This window comes from Paenibacillus sp. TAF43_2 (assembly GCF_052113545.1).
Taxonomy (GTDB): domain Bacteria; phylum Bacillota; class Bacilli; order Paenibacillales; family Paenibacillaceae; genus Pristimantibacillus.
On the sequence record NZ_JBFRDK010000078.1, the window covers coordinates 1 to 20,271 of the forward strand.

Annotated in this window: 20 protein-coding genes; 7 read left to right on the top strand and 13 right to left on the bottom strand. The window is 41.4% G+C overall.

The genetic code is table 11. The annotated features are described in order from the left end of the window. The 4 genes from AB4Z17_RS17470 to AB4Z17_RS17485 all read right to left on the bottom strand — a co-directional run. Positions 1-1,655: extracellular solute-binding protein (locus AB4Z17_RS17470; RefSeq protein WP_441961088.1), on the bottom strand; the 1,655-nt coding region annotated here is incomplete at its 3' end. Positions 1,656-1,734: 79 nt separating this feature from the next. After that, positions 1,735-2,559, bottom strand: a complete 825-nt coding sequence (locus tag AB4Z17_RS17475; protein ID WP_083682147.1) for a carbohydrate ABC transporter permease — start codon at positions 2,557-2,559, stop codon at positions 1,735-1,737. 81 nt (positions 2,560-2,640) lie between these two features. Then, positions 2,641-3,576, bottom strand: coding sequence for an ABC transporter permease (locus AB4Z17_RS17480; RefSeq protein WP_441961118.1), 936 nt, complete (start codon positions 3,574-3,576; stop codon positions 2,641-2,643). 243 nt (positions 3,577-3,819) lie between these two features. Next, positions 3,820-5,448, bottom strand: coding sequence for a cellulase family glycosylhydrolase (locus tag AB4Z17_RS17485; protein ID WP_441961090.1), 1,629 nt, complete (start codon positions 5,446-5,448; stop codon positions 3,820-3,822). Between the two features lie 674 nt (positions 5,449-6,122). Between AB4Z17_RS17485 and AB4Z17_RS17490 the strand changes: the two genes are divergently transcribed. After that, entirely contained in the window at positions 6,123-6,575 is a 453-nt protein-coding gene (locus AB4Z17_RS17490; protein WP_441908104.1) for a hypothetical protein, read from the top strand. Here the strand turns inward: AB4Z17_RS17490 and AB4Z17_RS17495 are convergent. Next, positions 6,562-6,915, bottom strand: a complete 354-nt coding sequence (locus AB4Z17_RS17495) for a DUF3221 domain-containing protein (RefSeq protein ID WP_441908105.1) — start codon at positions 6,913-6,915, stop codon at positions 6,562-6,564. The two genes, AB4Z17_RS17490 and AB4Z17_RS17495, sit on opposite strands and share 14 nt — an antisense overlap. Positions 6,916-7,215: 300 nt before the next feature. Here AB4Z17_RS17495 and AB4Z17_RS17500 point away from each other — a divergent pair, with 300 nt between their 5' ends. Further along, entirely contained in the window at positions 7,216-8,418 is a 1,203-nt protein-coding gene (locus tag AB4Z17_RS17500) for a carboxylate--amine ligase (RefSeq protein ID WP_441961120.1), read from the top strand. Positions 8,419-8,530: 112 nt separating this feature from the next. Here AB4Z17_RS17500 and AB4Z17_RS17505 read toward each other — a convergent pair whose 3' ends face one another. The 8 genes from AB4Z17_RS17505 to skfA form a co-directional block, all read right to left on the bottom strand. Then, a complete protein-coding gene (locus AB4Z17_RS17505; RefSeq protein WP_441908106.1) occupies positions 8,531-9,151 on the bottom strand; it encodes a DUF1361 domain-containing protein in 621 nt (206 codons plus the stop codon). Between the two features lie 292 nt (positions 9,152-9,443). After that, positions 9,444-9,875, bottom strand: coding sequence for a TlpA family protein disulfide reductase (locus tag AB4Z17_RS17510; RefSeq protein ID WP_441908107.1), 432 nt, complete (start codon positions 9,873-9,875; stop codon positions 9,444-9,446). A gap of 15 nt (positions 9,876-9,890) precedes the next feature. Then, complete coding sequence (locus AB4Z17_RS17515) at positions 9,891-10,397, bottom strand: HEAT repeat domain-containing protein (protein ID WP_441908108.1); 507 nt, start codon at positions 10,395-10,397, stop codon at positions 9,891-9,893. Positions 10,398-10,409: 12 nt separating this feature from the next. Further along, positions 10,410-11,879 (bottom strand): sporulation killing factor system integral membrane protein, encoded by a 1,470-nt coding sequence (skfF, locus tag AB4Z17_RS17520; RefSeq protein ID WP_441961092.1) that lies wholly within the window; start codon positions 11,877-11,879, stop codon positions 10,410-10,412. After that, on the bottom strand, positions 11,876-12,601 hold the full coding sequence (locus tag AB4Z17_RS17525; protein WP_441908110.1) for an ABC transporter ATP-binding protein: 726 nt from the start codon (positions 12,599-12,601) through the stop codon (positions 11,876-11,878). The genes skfF and AB4Z17_RS17525 overlap by 4 nt, the downstream gene beginning before the upstream one ends. 14 nt (positions 12,602-12,615) lie before the next feature. Beyond that, entirely contained in the window at positions 12,616-14,124 is a 1,509-nt protein-coding gene (locus AB4Z17_RS17530; RefSeq protein WP_441961094.1) for a CPBP family intramembrane glutamic endopeptidase, read from the bottom strand. Between the two features lie 36 nt (positions 14,125-14,160). Beyond that, complete coding sequence (gene skfB, locus AB4Z17_RS17535) at positions 14,161-15,363, bottom strand: sporulation killing factor system radical SAM maturase (protein ID WP_441961096.1); 1,203 nt, start codon at positions 15,361-15,363, stop codon at positions 14,161-14,163. Between the two features lie 93 nt (positions 15,364-15,456). Continuing rightward, entirely contained in the window at positions 15,457-15,642 is a 186-nt protein-coding gene (skfA, locus tag AB4Z17_RS17540; protein WP_441908243.1) for a sporulation killing factor, read from the bottom strand. Positions 15,643-15,942: 300 nt separating this feature from the next. Here skfA and deoC point away from each other — a divergent pair, with 300 nt between their 5' ends. The 5 genes from deoC to deoD all read left to right on the top strand — a co-directional run bounded on the left by deoC (position 15,943) and on the right by deoD (position 20,245). After that, the gene (deoC, locus tag AB4Z17_RS17545; protein ID WP_339206677.1) at positions 15,943-16,611 is read left to right on the top strand and encodes a deoxyribose-phosphate aldolase; all 669 of its coding nucleotides are present in this window, start codon (positions 15,943-15,945) and stop codon (positions 16,609-16,611) included. A 55-nt stretch (positions 16,612-16,666) separates the two neighbouring features. Further along, a complete protein-coding gene (locus AB4Z17_RS17550) occupies positions 16,667-17,059 on the top strand; it encodes a cytidine deaminase (protein ID WP_441961098.1) in 393 nt (130 codons plus the stop codon). Positions 17,060-17,135: 76 nt separating this feature from the next. Then, positions 17,136-18,317 (top strand): NupC/NupG family nucleoside CNT transporter, encoded by a 1,182-nt coding sequence (locus AB4Z17_RS17555; RefSeq protein WP_441908113.1) that lies wholly within the window; start codon positions 17,136-17,138, stop codon positions 18,315-18,317. Positions 18,318-18,334: 17 nt separating this feature from the next. Further along, positions 18,335-19,516, top strand: a complete 1,182-nt coding sequence (gene deoB / locus AB4Z17_RS17560) for a phosphopentomutase (protein WP_441961100.1) — start codon at positions 18,335-18,337, stop codon at positions 19,514-19,516. 21 nt (positions 19,517-19,537) lie between these two features. Beyond that, a complete protein-coding gene (gene deoD, locus AB4Z17_RS17565) occupies positions 19,538-20,245 on the top strand; it encodes a purine-nucleoside phosphorylase (RefSeq protein ID WP_441961102.1) in 708 nt (235 codons plus the stop codon). Positions 20,246-20,271 lie beyond the last annotated feature (26 nt).

Sequence of the window (20,271 nt, forward strand, 5' to 3'; positions counted from 1 at the left end):
GCGTCCAACTTCGCAACATTTTCTTCGTATTTCTTTTGTTTGTAGGCTTGAACTTTGCTGAATCCAAGCGTCTCACGTTTCTTTAGGAAATCGCCCCAAATTTTATCGAACTCTGCATCCGATTTAGCAAGCACTAGTTTTGGCAATACTTTACCAAACTCTTGATCTATTTTTGTGTTCATAATACCTTCGGCTGAAGTGCCAGTTGGGTTCAGCTGGTCGAATTCCGACAAGCTCTTCGCCTTGCCGCGAGTCCAATCTTCCAATTGCTTGAATGGCTCAACAGCTGGCGGAGACCAGATTGGCGTTAGGTTCGTATCCATCATCATCCAGAACGTGTGGGATGCGCCAAGCTGCTTGTCGAAAGCGCCGCGATCTGTATTCAATAGATTCAATGCGTCTGGCAAGAACTGATCTTTGCCATCAATGTTATCCCAAGTTACGCCTTGTTTACCGAAGAATGTATCATGCTGTCCTTCTTCCGAGATCAAATAGTCTAGGAAACGAATCGCGCGAGCTTTGTCTTTCACATCTTTGGAGATCAGAGTTACCGTCCAACCTGAGATCGATGGACCAGCAAGCGTCGGCTGATCAAGGTTAGTATTAGCAGGACCGTCTACAGCAATGTAGATGGAGTTCGGATCATTTGCAAATAGTGCATTTTGTTGGTTTGCAAGGTCAGATCTAGCGTAAAGCATTGCGAAATAACGGCCTTGTGCAATTTTTTCTTCCATTTGCGGGCGCTTGTCAATGAAGATATCTTTCGACAGCAAGCCGTCTTCGTTCGCTTGACGCATTGTTTTCAGCCATTTTACGTATTCAGGATCTGTATTGCGATCATACAGCTGACCATCTTTATCGTAAGGAATAGCAAGGAAGTTCTGAATATAATGTTGAAGCGACGCGTTGCCTGTGTCGCTGAAATCATACATGCCTAGTGGAATAAGCGGTTGGCCATTCACATCAGGATACATTTTTTTCGCAGCCTCAAGTGCATTCAAGAAGCCTTCCGGCGTACGCATATCCGGTTTGCCTAGTGCTTCGTACATATCTTTGCGCACAAGGAAGGTTTGCGTGGATGTAATGTTGTCTCCGAATTTCTCATAGTCCTTAGGTGATGAGGAAGAGTTCGGATAACCGTATACATTGCCGTTTTCTTGTTTGTACCAAGAAAGCTTAGCAGGGTCTGTTACTTTGTAGAAGTAAGGGTCATATTGATCAGCAAGCTCGTTCAGCGGAAGGACTAGATCGCCTTCGATCATTTTCTTAACCGCATCTTCGTACCAGCCTAGTGTAATAAAGTCAGGCAAAGAGCCCGAAGCGATCATTGTATTCATCTTCTCAGCTTCGTTGCCGGCTGGAACGATGAAGTTAATGTTAACGCCAGTTTTTTCAGTAATATATTTCGAAGTCGCATCTACGCCCCATTTGTTAGGGAACCAAGAGAAGTTGATGTACCAGTCGAACGTAATTGGGCTTTTGTCCACTTCCCAGCCCTTATCGTCCTGAGTAAGCTTCACTTGCTCAGCAGGAGCGCCATTGCCCTCTTCCTTGCCATTGTTTTTGTTGCCGCCTGAAGAGCAAGCGGTCGTAAAGACTAGAACCGTTGCGACCATCAGCATCAATAGATTTTTGAGCTTAAGCTTCTTGTTCATGTTTGTCTTCCCCTTCTCTGTATGAATGATTATATATGCAATCCTCTGCTCAATAAAGGGCGGAAGGTACTGCCATAAGTTAACCTTTAATCGAACCGATCATCATTCCTTTTACGAAATACTTCTGCAGGAACGGATAAGCGATAACGATTGGAAGGGTCGTGACAACCATCGTAGCCAGCTTGATGGATTGTGTTGTAACGGATTTCCCTATACCTCCAGGGATAGCGGCCAACATTTGGCTAGAGCTGGACTGAGCAACAATACGGTACAAATAAGTTTGGATCGGCTGCATGTCCATGTTGTTCATGTAGATAACGCCGGCAAAATAATCATTCCATTGGTATACCCCGTGGAACAAAGCGATTGTAGCGATAACCGGCATCGATACGGGCAAAATCACTCGCACAAAGATCGACCAGTCATTTGCTCCGTCAATTTTGGCTGCTTCCTCAAGGCCATCCGGAATATCCCGGAAGAAGGTCATGAAGATAATAAGATCGAAGAAGCTGAACATGGCAGGAATGATATAGACCATGAAGTTATCCAGCAAATGCAGATCTCTCATAAGCAGGTAGGTCGGAATTAGACCGCCGCCGAAGAACAAAGTAACCGTTCCGAAGAGAATATATATTTTGCCGCCGATGAGGCCTTTGCGTGAGAATGCATAAGCAACCATCGCCGTAAAAAACACGTGAAGCACCGTGCCAAGCAGTGTTTTGGCTACGGTAATTCCCATCGCAGTCATGATGCCGCTGCTTTGGAATACCGCGTCGAAGCTCTCGATGCTGAAAACCCGCGGCCACCAGTAGATCCCGCCGCGCATGCCGTCCTGCCCTTCATTGAAGGCATTGACCAGCACATACCAAATCGGATATAGGGTCGCGAAGCAAATGAGCAGCATACCGAAATTGTTGAAGATATCGAAAAATGCTTCTCCTTTTGTTTTACGTTTAATATTAAACACGGTTAGTCGCCTCCGTTTCTAGAACAGTGAAGTATCGTTCATTTTTTTCGTTACTCGGTTTGCAATAAGCAATAGAATTAATGCGATTAAAGACTTAAACAATCCGACAGCAGTCGAGTAAGAATAACGTCCTTGCTGCATACCCGTCTGATAAACATAAATATCGATAACGTTGCTCGCGCTCTCGTTCAATGAGTTGCGCAGCACTAGAATCTGGTCAAAGTTCGAGTTAAGCACGCCGCTCACTGCTAGAATGAACAGGATGGAGATCGTCGCCTTAATGCTAGGCAAAGTGACGTACCACATTTTTTGAAAACGACCTGCGCCATCAATCGTTGCTGCTTCATACAGCTCTGGCGATACGCTGGCAATAGCCGCTAGATAGATAATGGCGGACCAGCCAAGCTCTTTCCATATATCTGATGTAATGATGATGCTCCAGAAGTAGCTAGGCTCTGCCAAATAGGAAATCGGCTCATCGATGAAATTAAGCGCAAGGAGCACATTGTTAATGATCCCAACATCTGAAAGCCAAGTGGCAAGAATACCGCCGAGAATAACCCATGACAAAAAATGAGGCAGATACGAAATAGTCTSAATCGCTTTCTTGAAGCCGACCGAACGAACCTCGTTTAGAAATAATGCAAAAATAATTGGCAGTGGGAATCCGATTGCAAGTTTGATAAGACTGATGCCGAGTGTATTTTTCATGACATCAATGAAGCTCTCATCCTGGAAAAACTCCTTAAAGTGCATAAAGCCAACCCAAGGCGCCTCGCTTATGGATTTAACAATGTTGAATTCTTTAAAGGCGATAATAACGCCATACATAGGAACGTAGTTGAATATAATCATCCATAGCACGCCTAGTAACGCCATAATTTGAATGTGCCGTTGGCTGTACAACTTTTTGAACCATTTGCTTCTTGCTGCCTTTGCGTCCGCAGCAGGCAAGGAAGCAGGCGCTGAACCTAGCTGTGTTTTCAAAATAATTACCCCCATGCTGTTGAAAATCTGATGTAAGCCCTTGCATCTCTTATACTTTAATTGTAGATTGTTGGCTCCTGTCTCGTAAGGCTTTAGATTTCGTATTCAGGTGACCATTTTTCGGTTTTGGGTGCATCTACCGTTTTTTTGCGCACAAAAAAATGTGATGCTGGCAGAACCTGCCTCGCATCACATTTTAGTTTTTTTATTTTATTTAGCAAACGAAAATTCAATCCAATCCAAATCCACGCTGCCGCTTAAAATACGGATAATGACACGAACTGCTCCAGCTGGTAGATGGATGTCCTTTAGTAGCAGGCTCTCCGTCCACTCCTCACCGTTTACCTCACAGCTCACCGGCTCTTGGCCTTCCAGTTCAATGGATAATGTCGCTTGTCCCGCAGCGRCTAGCAGGCGTGCATGCAGATCAAATGACCTTGCTTCAACGCACAAAGCATCATACGCGAGCCAATCCCCTTGATGCAGCTCTACACAAAGCGTATTATCCTCTGCCCAAACCTTGCCGCCCTCTGAATGATAGCTTGGCATCTCGGTCTTGCCCGTAATCATTCTCATCGGTACGCCATCACTTGCACGCAGCCCCGTCTTGTTCGTTTTTTTGTTCACGATGCCGAAGCCGACACCCTCGCCTTGTCCATAAAATTCAGCAGGAATCTGGAGCGGAAGGTGACGCAGCAGCGCACGGGATATGCCTGGGAACGCATCACAATTGTCCACTTTCAGATTATCGAGATATTCATTTAAGATCGCTTCCGCTGTTGCTTCATCCGGTTTAGCGCCGCCTTCCAAATAAGCCGTCAGCAGATTCCAGCCTTCCGGCATACGAATAGAATATGGAGAATTTGATGTGTTCATCTTCTTCCACGTCCAGAAATTCCACGAAATCTGATGGTCCTCGAACATTTGGAAGGCTCCGCTGTACCACTGTGCGTTATTTTCACCGCCTTCGCCCATGAAGATCGGCACATTCCACTCCTCGCGCTTATCTATATATTTCTGAATACTTTCCGTATCGGGGTTGTTCCAATACTTATGGAATTGCAGCATTAAATAATCATCAAATTTCTCTGTGAATACACTCCAATCAGTTGACCAATGCACCCCTTCAATAATGATCATATGACGCTTGTCCACTTCACGGATCGCTGCTGTAATTTCCTTGTGCAGCGGCTCTACAAGGTCGTTATATTGGTTAAACCAATCCGGAAGAGGTTCATTAAAGAGGTCATATCCGGCAATAATCCAATCGTCTTTATAGCGCTCTGCGAACATTCGCCAAATCGCAATCGTCAGCTCTTGGTTGCGGCGATCCGTAAACAGCTCCGGCAAATCATTTTCCGAATCATCAATGTTGGCACCCGTCTGCCCGCCTGGCGCTCCGTGCAAATCCAAAATGACATACAGCTTATACTTTCTGCACCATTCAATCACTTCATGAATTCGTGCAAGCCTCTTTTCATTAAAAATGATCTCTTCGCCTTGTTCTAGAATTCCGCGGGCATTGATTGGAAACCTCACGGAATTAAAGCCCTGCTTCGCCACTTCGCGGACATCAATCTCATCCACATAACGCTCCACATAACTATCCCAGAACTGTGCTGCTTTCTCTTCGCCGATTAATTCCTTGACCATCGCCTCGATTTTGCGCGGACGGTCTCCGCCTTGCGGAAACTTCCACATATAGCCTTCCGGCAGCAGCCAGCTTCCGAACCCAACGCCTCTCAGCACAATTTCTTTGCCGTCTCCATTAAGCAACTTTTTACCTTCCGCCCTAACGAAACCGCTTACATCATTGTTGTTGCTATACACGCTCATCATCGGATTGCCTCCTTATATGTATGGTTTGGAACTATCATTGTCACTCTCTCAAAATATAGCACAAGACCGCAGTTTACGGTGAGCATTCCGAAATACGGAGAGCATATCCGAAAGGCGCAGCCTTCTAGCAGCCGATATGCATTTTAGTTTGTGTATAGCGAGCAATACGTCTAACAGCATTTGTATGCGAAAAGGTAAAGTAGCACGGCGAACTGTCCACCAGAAGTATCATGAGTATCAGTGAAGTGACAGCAAGTACCAGCGGTACTAGAAGTAATAGAGGTAATAGAGGTACCAGAGATACCAGAGATACCAGCAGTATCAACACTTCCAGCAGTTCCAGAGGTACCTTCATTATCTCTAACGAACCTGAGAAACGTTATTTGCCTACATCTCCGCTTTTAAAAAATATAACGAACACCAGCAACCTTATTTCCTTCAAAACATCCCTTTTCGTGATCAAAAGCACCAAATAGCGTTGCTGTGATTCGTTAGCATCTTTAAACATCAATTTTCCGCAAAATAAGCTCTTTACGATTCGTTAGACTTTAACTCTTTCCAAATGGTTAATCCATCCAAATAATGCAACCTTATCAATCATTAAGGTGTCTATATGATTACAAGTAAATGTCGCAAGGCAGCATTATTATTATGTTGGGGGTGTACTATCGGTTATGTCGAAAATAAAACCAGTATTTTTCATTTTATTATGCATCATCATCTTATGCGGATGCTCCAAAGATACAAATAGCAAGGAAAATAAGTTTATTTTAGAGGATGTAATCAAAGCGGTTGAAGCTCAGAAGTTAGAGCTAATATCCTATGGGATAACAGGTTACCCGCCGAAATTAAATGACGTTATTCCCGAGGTCTATTCCGTAGGAATGCCACTAGATAAGAAAGAAAATGAACCTGAGTTTATGCATTTTTATATTTTTCAATCTGAAAAAGATCGTATTAATGGTGCTGAAGAACTCAATAAACAAACAGGAAATGCTGCTTCCAAATTATTCGCAAGATTATATCAGGAAGGAAATATTCTGATCGTTTACTGGAGTGACATCAAGGAGAACACACGGCTAGATAAACCTATTGAAGCGGCTTTAGAGAAGCTCAAGAATGCCTAATAATCTCATCCGCTACCGCTTGAGGCGGGGATGACAACATCGTGTAACCCTTTGTTTTGATCGTTACTCTTTCGCCGATCCTCAGGTCATTGTAAAGCTCTCTATCATCAACGCGAATAATCATCACATCGTTATGATCTTCGTTATTCAAAAAATCAGAAAGCGTCTTTGTTTTGGCCTCTTTTTTGGAAATGTTATAGACAACAAATAGGGTTGGAGCGTCATTGCTGTTAAGTTGTTTCTCTAGAATATAATCGCCTTTTTCGAATGGTTTGTTAATGCCAATGATTAACCCGCAGACTGCAACTGCGACTACCAAATACGCTATCCATTTTCTCATCTTTTTCCTCCCTATTTGATTTGGTTGTTATTTTATTTCCAGACTAAGCCACTCACAATATTTCAAGAAAAGCTTGTCCAATAGCTCAGCATTGACCATCGATAATTGTTTGACCAATGCGTAATTAAAGAAATCCAATAGATCAGCTTCAATACTCTTAAGTTGTTCAATCAATTCAATATCCAAAATGTGTTTGATAATGAAATACCCTCATGATATATTTAGCAATATTTAGGAGAGATTGAAAACAACGCGAATGACATAACTATTTCATATGACTAAGGAAGCGAGTGTTGTTTGGTGGAAAATAAAGCTGTCATACTTGGCTCAAACTTTTACACTGGTTTAAGCATTATTAGAGGCCTCGGCTCCAAGGGCATCTATACAGTAGCAATGGATTATTCCAAGCAAAATACATATGGCGCCAAATCCAAATACTTAAGCGAGCAAATTATTGTTCCTCATTATAAACAGCAGAAGGAACAGCTTCTGCACTATTTAATCGACTACGCCAAAAAGCAGGACAAGAAGCCTGTCCTTTTTCCGAGCGTCGACCCTTATGTGGAATTCGTTGATTCTTATCTGGATGAGCTCAAAAAGTACTACCATATTAATATGAACGTACAAGGCTTTTGGAGCAATATTATGGACAAGGAGTATCTCCATACTCTTACAACAAAACACAGTGTATTAGTTCCAGAATCGATCAACCCAGCTGAGGAACGATTTGAAGAACGAGTCGTTGCTGAGATCGGCTTTCCATGTATCGTGAAACCTACGGATTCCCCAGCTTTCGTGGACTTCTTCCGAGCCAAAATATTCACATGCCATAACTTGGAGGAAATGAGAGCTGCAATCGAGAAATCGCGGCAAGCTAAACTTCAGGTTATCGTGCAAAGAATTATTCCCGGCTTCGATGACCATGTCTACACCTTTGATGCTTACTTGGATCAGAATTCAAAGGTTACCCACTGGATGACCTGTCAAAAACTACGGCAATTCCCGATTAACTTTGGCGCATCTTCCTTCACAAAGCAAAAGTACATAGAGGAGCTTTACCACATCGGAGCCCCTTTTCTAGAAGCGATTGGCTACAAAGGCTTCGCCGAAATTGAATTCAAGAAGGATGCGGTAACCGGCAAGTATTATTTGCTGGAGATCAATGCAAGAACGACTACACTGGACCCTCTCCTTCAAAAATGTGGCGTTAACTTCCCACTGCTCGCCTACAACGAGCTTGTAGGCAAGCCGATTGGAAGCTATGCGATTACAAGCGATACAGGGATCGCCTTCTGCTTTTTGTTTGAAGATCTTATTTCATCGCGCGATTATGTCCGAACCAAACAGTTAAGCGTCCTGCCAATCGTTAAATCCCATTTTGTCAAAAGAGCGCCTGCCATCTGGAGCCTAAGCGACCCAGCGCCTGGCGTATCATTCTGCTATATGGTATTCAAAAAAATAGTGAGGAAAGTCTCACAACGGAGGGTAATACGGCAGCCGTAGCTTTGAGGCAATAAAATCTCACAATAGGAAACCTCCTGTTAAAGCAGCTGAATCAGCTCAATTAACAGGAGGTTTTTATGAAATTATGCTATAAGTTAGGCTGTTCCCTCCATCAAGCTTCATTCCCTTTTGAATCTACAAAAAACCAATAAACGATAAATTGTAAAACACTCATCCAAAGGACGAACAGCAATGAATTTCCGTTTAGTGAATCAAGCACTTGTTTCAATAAAGACAAAGGCTCCGTAAACAAATGAATAGAATGAAAGCGTAAAAATCTTCCTATATATATCCCTAGGCCGCCGAGCAGCATAAATACAAATAAAATTAGTTTATTCCACTTTGTATTTATAAGAAGCAGTTGAATCTCTTTGATCATTACTATGTAAAAAAATAGAGCTATGAAAACCCCGCTGATTAACACAAAGAAGTTCCACCACTCATTAACGTGAAGTCCCTCCATATAATCAAACGAAAAGAAATTGAGATGAATCAGATCGGTTACAACGTAGAACACATTTGGCGAGAGCAGTATGAAAACGATAAAGAAAACAAAACTAACCAGCATATTTCTTTTCTTATGCGACTTAAATAAAGGCAGCAAAAAAGACAGCTCCAGTGCTGCAAAAGCAAGAAATAAATTAAAAATCATAAATGAATAATAGTTATCCAAAGTAAACAGAAGCGCTATATACGCAAAAAAAGAAATTCTCGCCTTAAAACGATTATTCATCCAAACACTCCTATTGGTATCCATTTTTTGATTCGCTGTTTCATCGGAATGACGCATTCCCTTGGGCTTTGATCGCCGGACTGGACTTGGTTCATACGTTCCGTTTATTAACGAATCGATTTCCAGTTTTGTTGCAGGTGCCTGAGTAATTTTATACCGACATCCCTCCAAAACTTGGCTTTCTTTATTCATATCGCTTTGAACCCTAGAGATAGCGTACATGCTGGGCGCACGCAAAAATGCCTTACGAATTGGGTTCGCAAGGCATTTTTGTAAGTACATTAATACAAAATTATACGTTGCTGTTCAAAAACAACTCCATATTCTCACAGCCAATTTTATAATTCACTAGTTTCCCTAATTGATTGTACACATAAAAAGAAGGTAAAAAATCACTTCCAAATCTAATAATCCATTTATGATGATTATCTAATAGCAGTGGCCCTTCAATACCTAGCTTATCAGAAATATCCTGAATAATAAGGTTATCCAAGTCTTGGTCTCCCATTGGAACATGAATGGATAACAAAGTGAAATCTTTCTTGTTCCTTTTATGAAAGTTAAGGATATCAGGAATAATCTCTTTACAATACCCGCAGCTTATTGACCACAAATATACGAATAGAAATTTTTTCTGCAACAGCTCATCCCTAGATTTATTAAGCCCTAACCAATTTTCATCTTCAGATATGCTTGGGAAATCATTCATATTATTATCCTTCATTATGAACCCCTTACTTTATTTTTGGAGTCTATTAGCTAATATTTTGCCTAATGCTTCTTCAGCTGCAAAAACTTCAATCGGGCTATCCGGTGTTTCTCGGGTAAGCTTCAACCTCTCAATTGATTCATCATTAATCTGGCTAGGATCAATGAATGACAAGGCCCAAGCCGCCCAAAAACATGCTTTTTCATTTTCACTACCAAGAATTTGCAATAAATGAGGAACGCTTGAACTACCGATTCTCGATAAAGTTAGAGCAGAGGCCATTCTGAGCTGCTCATTATCCTCCAGCAGAAGTTTCGAAACTTTAGAGGCAGATTCAAACGCGTCTGTGCCAAACTCACCTAGCACAACAACGATCATAGTACGTACAGAATCATCAGTAACATCCAATTGCTCGATTAAGGCAGGTATCACACGAGTTCCTTGTCTTTTTAAATCATTTATGGCATTGAAAGCTTCTTGAGTATTTGAACTGCCTAGCTTCATCATATTAGCATCAAACGGTATTAAGTCAGTCATCGTTTAATCTCCTTAATTTGAGATATATTTTTTTATACTTATTCCGCCATATGCAATCCCAATGAATAAAAACGCTAAAATATAATAAACAATATCTTTATGTATTAAAGTCTGCAGCAGGTAACCGGCTAAAAATATGAAGCAACTAATTCCGATACCATGAAACAACATTGTTTTATAATATCTAGCTGCACTCAAATTAGAGTCTTTTAAATAGGCCCATATAAAAAAGCCTACTCGAATGAAAATCAGCACAATAAATATGGGCGGCAGCCACATCAGAAGATATGCCTGCTTATAGATTAGATCAGAATCGAGCCATAGTCCAATTAGTGTATATAAAAATAAAGTAAAAAATGTTGGAAGTAAATCAACGATCTCAAGTAACAATATCTTACTCATCCTCTTCCCAGGGTGAAGGAAGAGATCTCCCGTTTGCGCATGTCGTATTAAACCTGAAAAGAACGCGCCGAATACCGCCGAAGCGAGTATGAAACCCTGCAATATCCAAAACCATGAAGGAGACCATTGAAGGATAACAACAATTAATCCTGCTCCTAAAGCAAATTGCCATAAAAGCGAAGTTCGATGCTTACGCCATAACAAAAACTCAAACCAAACAAACGAAAATATTCCTGTAAGCCATTTTCCTCCCCAATAACTAGGTCGGTCTGAACCCTTAACACTAGAAACTAAAGATGAGAAGCTATTAAATGAGGACCAAAAATCTGCTTCCTTCGTTAATTTTTCTTTTAGCTCCAGATTACAGGTTGCAAAATAGATAACAATAATAGCTAGGACGAGTAAAACAAACACCATACTAGTACCAATAACGTTAAAATTTCCAAACAGCAGGGTACCTACATTAAAAGCAATCTTTTGTACAAAGATGATTAAATCTGAAGAAGTATACATACCCTTTTGAAAGAAATAGATGGTTACTGCTAATGCAGCTAATATTAAGATGCTACTTGATCCTAATAGAAGAGAAATTCGCCACTTCCCTCGTGACGATGAAGAAGCGAATAGCCAAATGTCTAATAAACTAATTACACAAAAGCTAATAAACGCATGAGCAAATAAGTGATTATAGGACAGCCCTGACAACCATCTAATGAGATCTGCCAGTAAAGCTGATCCGAGCCAAAAGCTGAATCGTAAAACCAATTGATATACGATGCAAAACCAAACGATGTAATTCATTGACAAGGGGAGCGTGTATATCCACATAACATCAACCATACGTGAAGGAAGACGGTTTGATATCAGACCAAATAAAACAAAAAGGCAAAGCAATATTAAAGTGATCCAACCCGCATTTTGTGTATATGTTATTTCAGGACTTGTTACGACACTCATTTGGAAAACGGTAAAAGCAAGGAGAACAAGAAGCGGAAGAATGATATGCGACTTGAAACCACTATCACTTCGAAGCCATTGGCGCGTACTATTTTTAAGAAAAAGGATGGCCAAATTAATCATTCTTCAAATTTCCCTCCTAACTCTTTAATGACATCGGATCGCCATGGCCCTCTATCTAACTCTGTTATGGGAACCTTTTTCTCACCGATAAGCCTTCCGCTTTTAATAAGTATAATTCTCTGCGCTGTCTCCATTACAAACTCCAAGCTATGTGACGAAATAATAATTCCCTTCCTTCTATCCCTGCTCCTCCTTAACCAATCAGCTAGCCACTCTTTTGAGGGTATGTCTAGACCAACTGTTGGCTCATCGAATAAATATAGATCAGCATCCTGAATGACCGCTGCAGCCAGCATAACTCGCTGTTTTTGGCCTCTAGATAGATTGCCAGTAGGTCTGTCAGCGTACTGCTCCAGATTCACTTCCTGTAATGCGTACATTATTTTAGCTTTAAGATCAGATTTTGGAATTCTATAAGCCTTGGCTTTAAACTGTAAATGCTCAGCGACGGTAAGCATCGGATATAATGAAGGGCTGTCAGGAATAAAGGCAATTTTCCCTTGTGATTGCTTCTCGTCTAGATGATAGCCATCAATTTTTATTGAACCATTTTGCGGCTTGTACAATCCAGCAATGCATCGCAATGTCGTTGTCTTTCCGGCTCCATTTGCACCTAAAAAACCAACTATTTCTCCATGTTCTATTGAAATTTCAATATTATTGACACCATCGCCATTAGGATATAATTTCACTAAATTTTGCACATGAAGTAATTGTTTCATCTCACTTCTCCTCATTATTCTGAAAAGGATTTAGATAATTTAGAATCATTTATATGACGAGACTCATGATTTAACTGCAGCCTATAGTTAAAAATCGGCATATAAAGCAAAATGAAATTATGTMCAAAATGGGCAATAACCACAGCAAGAAAACCAAACAGTAGAAATGCGTATCCTAAAATCAAACCAAATACGACTAACTGGAACCACCTAATCCAAGCTGGATTATAGCCGCTTCCTTGATGAAGAAAAGCCCAAAGAATAGAAGTAATTACAACAGCAATCAGTTCATTATTAAAGAACCATAACAGAGTGGAAATTCCAAGCAGCCGGAAGATTGTTTCTTCTATTATTGAGCTTTGCAAACTGATGCTTAAACATTGCTTGAGTCTAAATCCTGATAGAAAAATAGAACGATCAGATAACTCAGGCGAAATACGGACAATATCGCGAGATTCAAGAACTTTGAATATTATGGCAAATAACCCTAGAGTAGCCATTGCCAAACTAATGCCAACTGATATTTGAGAAAAGGAATTGCTAAAGAGAACTAATGATTGTTTAAGAGCGAGCTTCATTCCTGCCAGCGAAGTTATGAATGCCATGCTTCCATAGGCGATACTCGCCATAATAGAAGAAACAATACCAATGAGATAGACAGATTTAACTGACAAACGAGAATCAAAAGCATTGACAATACTCATAGAAATATCGTCAACGGCAGTTAATAGAACTGCTACAACGATTACAAGAGCAATAAACAAGCTTAACATCGTGTCATGTTGCCCCTCTACATAGATCAAAAGCAGCACTCCTGCAATTGTAGAAAGGAAAGATCCAACAAATCCTGATAAATTAAGTGCAGAGTCCCGAAACTCTTGTTGAATAACTTGACTCATCGTCGAGGTTAGTATCTCTGACTCGCTTAAAATTCTTACTACCCGATTGTCTTGTGTTTGTACTGAWAGCTTCATTCTAATTTCATCTGATTCCACGGTATACCAATAAGTAATAATGTCAGAGAAATCTTCCTCGCGCTTACCTTCTCCAGTAATTTTAGCAGTGCTCCAAAGTCCTCCATACTCTAAATCAAGCATCTTTTTGATTTCTTCAGCAGACTTTCTTTCAATACTATCCGTTATGGTTGATCGTTTTAACGCACCTGCATCTACATGCAAAAAAGTGATCTCCCCTTTTGCATTAATGCCTACAACTGCTGATTTCCCACTGCTAACGAATCGAATTCTCCATGATTCCACTAATCCCCAACTATATAAAATATTTCTTAGACGATTAAGCATATTTAAATGATGCAGACGATTTACCGTCTCTCTGTCATTCCAATACATTCCGTAGTTTCGCCAACCCGTGACATCGAGTCCGCACAATATTTTTAAATAATTTGCTGCTACAGCTACAGCTCGTTCCTTAGGCAGCATAATCGAAGGATAAGCTCTCGGCCGATTTTTAATAAATAATATAAGACCAATAATAGCTGCTATCGATAATATAATAATTTCCAAAACAAGCTCCTCCCAAAATTGCGACTTCGTTTGTCATCATACAAAAGGCAAATCAGCTTCTTGTGGCAGCATAACTTTTGCAATGCACTTACAAGATTTAGCCTCTTTTTGAGCTTGTAATAACCTTTCTGGTGTTCCTATTTCATGAAACGAATCCCTTAATATATGTCCTAGGCTTCTATCCTCAATCTGACAGGGAGTAACCTCTCCATCGGCACGGATATACCACGCCAAATAACCAGGTGTACAAAAATCGTTACATCCCTCATTGCCATCGTTACTCCAATCGGTAATAAACAGTTGGTCACCAAAGCAATTAACAGCTTCTTTCAGTTTGCTATCCACGATGGTGTACTGCTCATCACTTAACTCAAAATAGTTATGATCCGCTCTTCCTACTGGCAAAGTAACACCTGCCCTAAAAGCTTTAGCTCCAGCTTTCACTGCGTCCTGTATGACACTCTCAATATCAGTATAGTTTACTGGATTAACAGTCATAGCGATTAAACAAGGAACACCATTGGAAGCTAATTTATGGACGGAGTTCATGGAATCAATGTAAGCTCCTTTCTTGCCTCGCAGCTTATCGTGGGTATCAGCTGAACCATCCACACTGACTTGAACAAAAATATTGCCAAGAGCGCTTATTAGCTCAACTTCATCGTCTTTCCAAAACAATCCATTACTAAATAAATGTACATTCGCAAATAAAGTACTGGCTGTAGTAATGATTCTCTTGAATCCTTTGGCAAGCCTAGCTTCCCCACCCGTTAAAGTAATATCCGTTACTCCATGAGCTGCAAGTTTCTGCAAAATCTCCAACCAATCTTCCGTATTAAGTTCTTTTTCAAGAGGCTTCCCAGAACTGGCATAACAGAATGAACAAAATAAATTGCAGCCATTAGTTAACTGCAGCGTACAGCTTATAGGCAAATATGATTTTGTAGATCCCGTTAAGCGTAGTTTATCCAGCACCCCATCCTTCCAGCTTTCTGTGAGTGGATGCATGTCTAACTCATGAATTAATTGCTCCTCTGAATATGTAATTCCATTCATATTAGCCCATATACTTGCTGTTTTTTTTAAGGATTTCGTCTTTGATAACAACAGCGCTAGCTGTGTCGCAACGCCGCTTAAGCGGTAATAATACATTGTGTTGCGTTCTACCAGCATCGCTCCGTCGGGTTGTAGATGAATGAAATAGTCGGGATTATAAGAAATAGACGAAACACTGCTCACGATACAGCTCGCCTCCTATTTTTATGACAATATTATTAATGAGGTTAAAAATGAAGAAACGAGAGTTTTAGCTCCCGTTTCTTCATTTTTGTATTATATGGCTAAATTAATAGGCGTTGGGGGTAAGCAAGCACGCGTTAAGGATATACTTTTAGCTCCCCAGCATGCAGCGCATCCGATAGATTTTACAAGCGATGTACCTGCGGGCTTGTCCAGTATTGAAGTAGATGATTCCCAAGTTGCATTAACGTTCTTTTCCTTTTCCTTCATTTCATTCATCTCCTTTTTTTGATTCAATCCAATATTAGCGCATCATTTTTAACGAATAGGAAAAACTAATTTGGATTGAATTAGCATTTCGTTACCACTACATTTTTCCATATATTGAAGCGAATTGTAAAATGGTATTTTCCGAAATGGATTTTGCGGAGCGCAAAATGACAAACCAATAGGTTCACTTATGAAGTCGAACCAATATTAGGATTGAACATTTGTTCATTAATGATTTTACATATGTTCAAAGTCGTGTTATTATAAGCGTGAAATTAAGCATTCGTATAAGGGGAAGGTGAACTGGCTATGTTAAATTTGTCTGGAATGATTGATCATACGCTTTTGCGTGCAGATGCAACAAAGTCTGAGATTACAAAATTAACGGCAGAAGCGAGAAAATATAGTTTTGCTTCCGTTTGCGTCAATCCAACTTGGGTAGCTTACGCTGCTGAGCAATTGGCAGGCAGCACCGTTAAGGTTTGTACAGTAATCGGATTTCCATTAGGGGCTTCCACTACGGAGACAAAGGCCTTTGAAGCTAAGAACGCTATTGCAAATGGAGCGACTGAGGTTGATATGGTCATTAACATTGGTGCACTAAAAGATGGCGACGACGACTTTGTACAAAAAGATATTCAAGCCGTTGTTGAAGCCGCTGCTGGTAAAGCCATTGTGAAAGTAATTATCGAAGCATCGCTGCTTACAGACGATGAAAAAGTACGCGCTAGTCAGCTGTCTGATCGTGCGGGTGCGGATTTCGTGAAAACATCGACAGGTTTTTCAACTGGCGGAGCAACTGCTGAAGACGTAGCGCTTATGCGCAAAACCGTTGGGGACAAGCTCGGCGTTAAAGCTTCCGGCGGCATTCGCAGTCTTGAAGATATGGAAAAAATGATTGCAGCAGGCGCATCAAGAATCGGTGCCAGCTCAGGCGTGAAGATTATGGAAGGCGAGCAATCGACCTCTTCTTACTAAATAGATATGATGGTGCTGCTCCAATTTGGAGCAGCCTTTACAGGAGGATTGTAGGATGAAGGAACAGTTAATTAAAGAAGCCATTGAAGCCCGTCAGCATGCTCATATCCCCTACTCGCATTTTGCAGTTGGTGCCGCTCTACTAACAGGCAACAAACGCATTTATCGAGGCTGTAATATTGAGAATGCATCGTTTGGATTAACGAACTGCGCGGAGCGAACGGCTATTTTTAAAGCGGTATCCGAAGGTGAACGCATCATTGAAGCTATTGCAGTAGTGGCAGATACCGAAGGTCCTGTATCTCCATGCGGCGCTTGTCGACAGGTATTGGCTGAATTTTGTGATGAGAATACAAAAATCTATTTAACAAATCTCCATGGGCATACAGAAGAATGGACCATGGCACAGCTGCTGCCAGGTGCTTTTCAAGCCTCCGATATGAAATAGTAATCTGTGAATCTATTGTAAGCGCTTCATAGTAATTCTAAACTCGCACAATATTAACTAACTAGGAGAATGAACCATGAAATTTTTAATCGCTATATTAGGTTTGCTTGTTGTACTTGGGCTTTCTTACATCGCGAGCAATAACAAAAAGAACATTCGCTATAAACCACTCATTATCATGGTCGTCCTGCAGGTGATCTTAGCCTTCGTTCTATTAAATACGGTTGCTGGTGCTGTCTTAATTAAAGGCTTCTCCAGTATGTTTGAGAAATTGCTTGGCTATGCCCATACGGGGATTGAATTCGTATTTGGCGGCTTATTAAATGAAGGACAGTTTTCTTTCTTCTTAAGTGTGCTGCTGCCTATCGTGTTTATTTCCGCGCTCATTGGTATATTGCAATACATCAAGGTTCTGCCGTTTATCGTCAAATATATCGGTCTTGTCTTGAGCAAAATAAATGGCATGGGCAAATTGGAGTCCTATAATGCGGTAGCTTCTGCAATTTTGGGACAATCAGAGGTTTTCATTTCCGTTAAAAAACAAATCGGGCTGCTGCCTAAACATCGGTTGTATACATTGTGTGCTTCGGCGATGTCTACGGTGTCGATGTCGATTGTCGGCTCGTACATGCAAATACTCGATCCAAAATATGTAGTAACGGCGCTTGTGCTGAATCTGTTTGGCGGATTCATCATCGCTTCCATTCTTAACCCTTATAAGGTTGAGCCGGAAGACGATATTTTGCAGGTGCAAGAAGAAGAAAAACAATCCTTCTTTGAAGTGTTGGGCGAATATATATTAGATGGCTTCAAGGTTGCTATCATCGTCGCAGCTATGCTTATCGGCTTTATCGCCATGATCGCGCTCGTAAATGGACTTTTCAGCGGTATCATTGGCATCTCGTTTCAAGAACTGTTAGGCTATATTTTTGCTCCCTTCGCTTTTATCATGGGTGTTCCATGGAAAGACGCAGTTGACGCAGGAAGCATTATGGCTACAAAAATGGTATCCAACGAGTTTGTCGCTATGCTTGAGCTAGAAAAATATCCTAATTTGTCCGCGCGCGCTGTCGGCATTGTCTCAGTATTTTTAGTTTCATTCGCCAACTTCTCATCGATCGGCATCATTGCCGGTGCTGTGAAAGGCCTGCATGAAAAACAAGGTAACGTCGTGGCTCGATTTGGGTTAAAATTGTTGTACGGAGCTACTTTAGTTAGCGTCTTGTCTGCCATTATTGCCGGACTGTTTATTAAATAACAAGGAGCCTAAAACCAATGAACAAGTTTCAAAGAATTCACCTTGTTGTCATGGACTCTGTAGGTATTGGCGAGTCGCCGGATGCAGCCAGCTTCGGGGACGTTGATGTCGATACACTCGGTCATATCGCACGGGAATGCGGAGGTCTGGAGATGCCTAATATGGCTAAGCTCGGACTATCCAACATTAAGGAAATTGCTGGAGTGAAGGTCGCAGACCAGCCGCTTGCTTATTATACAAAAATGCAAGAAGCATCCAATGGCAAAGATACAATGACGGGTCACTGGGAGATCATGGGACTCCATATTGCAGTACCTTTTCGTGTCTTCGCAGACGGATTCCCGCAGGAATTGATTGCTCGCATTGAAGCTCATACCGGTCGCAAGGTCATTGGAAACAAACCTGCAAGCGGCACTGAGATTATCGACGAGCTTGGTGAAGAGCATATGCAGACGGGCGCGCTGATTGTCTACACCTCTGCTGATTCCGTGCTGCAAATTGCTGCTCATGAAGAGGTTGTTCCACTGTCCGAGCTTTATGAAATTTGTGAATTTTGCCGAGAAATCACACTGGARGATCCCTACATGCTGGGGAGAATTATCGCACGTCCTTTTGTTGGTGAGCCAGGCCATTTCAAAAGAACGTCCAATCGCCATGACTATGCATTGAAGCCATTTAATAGAACAGTTATGAATGAGCTAAAAGATGGTGGATTTGATGTCATCGCTCTTGGTAAAATATCCGATATATACGATGGTGAAGGTGTTACGAAAACGGTGCGTACAGTGTCCAATGCAGACGGCATGGATCAATTTATCAGGACCCTTGACGAATCATTTACGGGAATCAGCTTCCTGAACCTCGTTGATTTTGATGCGCTATTCGGGCATCGCCGCGATCCAAAGGGCTATGGACAAGCATTGGAAGAATATGATGCTCGTTTGCCGGAGGTTTTCGCCAAATTAACGGATCAGGATTTGCTGATCATTACAGCCGATCACGGCAATGACCCGACTTATCATGGTACGGATCATACTCGTGAATATGTGCCTCTACTCGCATACTCGCCGCGTTTTCAACAAGCTGGTCAAGCTCTGCCGATAAGCGAAACCTTTGCCGATATTGGAGCAACCATTGCTGAAAACTTCGGAGTTAAGATGCCAGAGCATGGCAAAAGCTTCTTGGGACAATTAAAATAACGATTTTAGAGGAGAATGTTGATGAGCGTTCATATTGCAGCCGAACAAGGCCAAATTGCAGAAACTATTTTATTGCCAGGAGATCCGCTGAGAGCCAAATATATTGCGGATACGTATTTGGAGAATGTCATCTGCTATAACGAAGTTAGGGGCATGCTAGGTTTTACAGGTACTTATAAAGGAAATCGCATATCCGTGCAGGGAACTGGTATGGGCGTCCCTTCCATCAGTATTTATGTGAATGAATTGATTAAGGACTATGGCGTTAAAAATCTAGTTCGTGTAGGCACTTGCGGCGCTATGCAGGAAAGCGTACATGTTCGTGAAGTTATTTTGGCGCAAGCCGCTTGTACAGATTCCAGCGTGAATCACCATGTTTTTGGCGGATATGATTTCTCGCCCATCGGCAGCTTCTCCTTGTTGAAGGCAGCCTATGAGCGCGGTATTGAAAAAGGGCTAAAATTGCATGTCGGCAATATTTTCTGCTCGGATACTTTCTACCGCGATGATAAAACAATTGTTCAAAGACTGATGGACCACGGCGTTCTAGGTGTAGAAATGGAAACAACAGCACTTTATACTCTTGCAGCTAAATACGGCGTCAACGCACTAACGATTCTAACGGTAAGCGACCATCTTCTAACTGGCGAAGAAACGACTTCCGCAGAGCGTCAAAGCACCTTTAACGATATGATGGAAGTTGCTCTTGAAACCGTAATTTCACTATAATTTGATATTAAATAATCAATGAACAG

Bases quoted from the DNA above. Each gene is read 5' to 3' on its own strand.
- AB4Z17_RS17490 (WP_441908104.1), top strand. From the start codon at position 6,123: ATGTCGAAAATAAAACCAGTATTTTTCATTTTATTATGCATCATCATC.
- skfA (WP_441908243.1), bottom strand. From the start codon at position 15,642: ATGAATGAAATGAAGGAAAAGGAAAAGAACGTTAATGCAACTTGGGAA.
- AB4Z17_RS17510 (WP_441908107.1), bottom strand. From the start codon at position 9,875: ATGAAGGATAATAATATGAATGATTTCCCAAGCATATCTGAAGATGAA.
- AB4Z17_RS17515 (WP_441908108.1), bottom strand. From the start codon at position 10,397: ATGACTGACTTAATACCGTTTGATGCTAATATGATGAAGCTAGGCAGT.
- deoD (WP_441961102.1), top strand. From the start codon at position 19,538: ATGAGCGTTCATATTGCAGCCGAACAAGGCCAAATTGCAGAAACTATT.
- AB4Z17_RS17550 (WP_441961098.1), top strand. From the start codon at position 16,667: ATGAAGGAACAGTTAATTAAAGAAGCCATTGAAGCCCGTCAGCATGCT.
- AB4Z17_RS17555 (WP_441908113.1), top strand. From the start codon at position 17,136: ATGAAATTTTTAATCGCTATATTAGGTTTGCTTGTTGTACTTGGGCTT.
- AB4Z17_RS17505 (WP_441908106.1), bottom strand. From the start codon at position 9,151: ATGAATAATCGTTTTAAGGCGAGAATTTCTTTTTTTGCGTATATAGCG.
- deoC (WP_339206677.1), top strand. From the start codon at position 15,943: ATGTTAAATTTGTCTGGAATGATTGATCATACGCTTTTGCGTGCAGAT.
- skfF (WP_441961092.1), bottom strand. From the start codon at position 11,879: ATGATTAATTTGGCCATCCTTTTTCTTAAAAATAGTACGCGCCAATGG.
- AB4Z17_RS17495 (WP_441908105.1), bottom strand. From the start codon at position 6,915: ATGAGAAAATGGATAGCGTATTTGGTAGTCGCAGTTGCAGTCTGCGGG.
- AB4Z17_RS17525 (WP_441908110.1), bottom strand. From the start codon at position 12,601: ATGAAACAATTACTTCATGTGCAAAATTTAGTGAAATTATATCCTAAT.
- AB4Z17_RS17475 (WP_083682147.1), bottom strand. From the start codon at position 2,559: ATGCTGCTCATTTGCTTCGCGACCCTATATCCGATTTGGTATGTGCTG.